Source organism: Streptomyces sp. LS1784 (genome assembly GCF_020103755.1).
GTDB lineage: Bacteria > Actinomycetota > Actinomycetes > Streptomycetales > Streptomycetaceae > Kitasatospora.
Genome location: NZ_JAHSQD010000782.1, coordinates 1 through 3,024 on the forward strand (window position 1 = coordinate 1; position 3,024 = coordinate 3,024).

The window sequence follows — 3,024 nt, forward strand, 5'->3', positions numbered from 1 at the left end:
GTCCCGCTCGCGACCAGGGCCGGCACGCCGAGCGCCAGCGCCACGGCGGCGGCCAGCACGGCCGGCAGCCACATGCGGCGGCGGCGCGGGGCCGCGCCCTCCTCGACGGTGTCCGTTGCGGTGTCCGCGGCGTCCTCCGTCACGGCCTCGTCGGGACGGCCCGCGTCGGCGGTCACATCTGCCCCATGGTGCAGGAGGCGCCCGGCTCCTGGGTCTGCTTGCCCTGGACGTACTTGGTGAAGAACTCCTCCACCCGCGGGTCGCCGGCGCTCTCCACGATCAGCTGGGTGCTCCAGGCGTTCAGGGTGATGGTGCCCTGCTCGTCCGGGTACGGGCTCATCAGCGAGTACGGGGTCTTCTTGACCTTGTCGGAGAGGATCTTGAGGTCGTCCGGCGTGGCCTTGCCGTTGTACGTCACCCAGACCGCGCCGTGCTCCAGCGAGTGGACGGCGCGCTCGTTCTCGACCGGCTGGTCGTAGACGTGGCCCATGCAGTCCAGCCAGATCGCGTTGTGGTCGCCGCCGACCGGCGGGGTCATCGGGTAGGTGACCTTGTCCTTGACGTGGGTGCGGCTCAGTTCGCCGAAGGTCTTCACGCCCGGGATGTCCGCGTTGGCGGCGGTCTCCTTGTCCTTCTTCTTCTGGTTCTGGTCCATGACGAGCCAGGTGCCGGTGGCGATCGCACCGATCACCAGTACGCCGGCCGCCACCGAGGCGACGATCTTGTTGCGGCGGTCGCGGCGCTGCTCGGCGGCGCGCAGCTCGGCGATCCGGGCGCGGCGGTCGAGGCCGTCCTGCTTGCCGCCGGGCTTGTTGGACTGCTTGGAAGCGGAACCCATGGTGGTCGTCCTTGTCCCCGCCGCACCGGTCGGTGACGGCGGTCAGCTGGAGTGGGAGGAGGGGCGGGTCCGCCGGCGGCTGTGCCGTCGGCGGTGGGTTCCGCTCAGGACCGGTGGACCTGGAGTTCGTGCAGGTCGGGGACCGGGTGCGAGCCCTCCAGCAGACCGGCGGGCACCACCCGGGGCAGCGCCTCGGGCGCGGCCGGGGTCAGCGGTGACACCGCGGGCTGCGGCTGCGGCGGCGGGTTCGGCAGCTGGGCGTCCTGCGGGCAGAACGGGTGGCTGGAGCAGCCGTTGTTGCGCGGCGGCTCGCCGCCGGCGGTGCAGAGGATCCAGTGCCCCTGCTCCTCGGCCGTCCGGTGGTGGTCCGAGGGCTTCGCGGACCTGGTGACCTTCGCGGCCTGGCCGGTGTAGGAGGCCTGGCCGACCGCGACCTGGACGTTGACCACGGTGACGACGGTGACGGCGCTGACCGGGGCCGGGGGCGGCGCCGGATGGCCGGGGTCGTCCACGGCCTTCGCCTGGCCCGCGCAGGGCAGCAGCGTCAGCAGCGCGACGAGCAGCAGGACCAACAGTCCACCCGCCGGGCGGCCCGCGGATGCGGCCGTCCTCGGTCGGGGCGAACTGGGGGCCGACGCGGTCATGCGCACATTTAATCAGCCGAACGAGTGATGCGATGCCCCCCATCGGCCCTCATTTTCGGCGGCCCGCACGCCCGGATGACCAGGAAACGCCCTGCTCCGGACACATCCGGCAAGCACGGACGGAACGGAAGCGGACGAGCGGACGACGTACCCGGTGCCGGTCCGGCGAACCGGCTGGTGAGCGCGGTGGCCGGGACTTTTTGATGGGTGACCGGTTGTCGCCGAAACCCGGACAGGGTCGCCGCAGGTGGAGAACAATGTCGTCAGCCCGGCCCGCCGGGGCGGCGCGACCACGGAACGACCAGGAGCCGCCAGATGAGCAAGCAGGGTGCACCCGCACAGCCGCACCGGCCGGACGACGGCTGGTGGGACGCCGTCTACGACGGTCCGACGGGCACCCTCCCCGACACCCCGCACGCCGACCCGGGGGCCGGCAGCGTGGACGACTGGTTCGACACGGCGGTCGGGCTCATCGGGCAGCAGCGGTCGGCGGAGCCGGAGCCGGAGCCGGAGTCGGTGGGGGCGGCTGCGGCGGAGGTGCCCGCGGAGGCTCCTGGGGCGCAGGACGGGCAAGGCGCTTCGGACAACCGGGACAGCATCGACGACTGGTTCGACACCGCGGTCGGCGTGATCGGCGGAGCGGAGGGGATCGGGCGTCAGCGGACCTCCACGGAGACCCACCGGTTCCCGGCCCCCGCCTTCGCCGACGACGCACCGAAGGCGGCGCAGGAACCGGAGCCGGTGCCTGAGCCGGAACCTGAGCCCGCACCTGAGCTGGTATCGGCACCCGAACCCGCACCGGAGCCGGAGGTCGTACCGGTCACGGACCCGGTCTCGCTGGAGAAGCCCGCCCCTCCGCCCGCCCCCGAACCGGAGCCCGGGCCCGAGTCCGTCGTCGAAGCCCGGCCCGAAGCCGAACCGGAGCCCGGGCCCGAGCCCGTCGTCGAAGCCCGGCCCGAAGCCGAACCGGGGCCCGTGCCCGAGCCCGCCGTCGCCGAGGAGGCGACGGGGGCGATGGAGCCGCAGGAGACGAGGGAACCCGAGGCCTCCGCTCCCGCCCCCGAACCCGAACCCGTCCACACCCCGGAACCCGATCCGGAGCCCGTGGCCCAGGCCGCGGCCGTCCCGGACCCCCGTCTGGCCATCCGCGCACCGCGCGCCGACGGCGGCACCGCCGTCCCGCACGTCGGCGAACGCCCCCCGACCTACGGACCCGAGCCGACGGCCGTACCCGAGGCGGACCCCGGCGCACTGCGCGCGCTCGTACCGGACACCGTGCTGGACGGCGCCCAGTACGGACCGTCCGTGCTGCGCGCCGCCTCCGTCCGGGGCGACTCCGCGCGCTACCGGGGCGAGCCGCGCCGCGACGCCCTGCTGGTCACCCGGTTCGGCGAGGGCCCCGACGGGCTGCTGCTCGCCGTCCTCGGCGGCTTCGACCGGGCGGGCGGCGCCGAGGACGAGGCGGTCACCCCCGAGGCGGTCGCGGCTGCCACCGGGAAGGCGTGCCACCAACTCGCGGCCGCGATCGGGCGCAGCCGGGCC

The 3,024-nt window shown here is 74.3% G+C and carries 2 protein-coding genes and 1 pseudogene; 1 reads left to right on the plus strand and 2 read right to left on the minus strand.

Translation table 11 applies throughout. The features are described 5' to 3' along the window. Nucleotides 1-172: 172 nt before the first annotated feature. Nucleotides 173-838, minus strand: a complete 666-nt coding sequence (locus KS423_RS42260; protein ID WP_224285019.1) for a DUF3105 domain-containing protein — start codon at nt 836-838, stop codon at nt 173-175. 104 nt (nt 839-942) lie between these two features. Continuing rightward, nucleotides 943-1,410 (minus strand): hypothetical protein, encoded by a 468-nt coding sequence (locus KS423_RS42265; protein WP_224285020.1) that lies wholly within the window; start codon nt 1,408-1,410, stop codon nt 943-945. Nucleotides 1,411-1,797: 387 nt separating this feature from the next. Here KS423_RS42265 and KS423_RS42270 point away from each other — a divergent pair. Further along, nucleotides 1,798-3,024: pseudogene (locus KS423_RS42270) on the plus strand (hypothetical protein); the annotation flags it as partial.

Coding starts and splice junctions, on each gene's coding strand:
- KS423_RS42260 (WP_224285019.1), bottom strand. CDS start 838: ATGGGTTCCGCTTCCAAGCAGTCCAACAAGCCCGGCGGCAAGCAGGAC.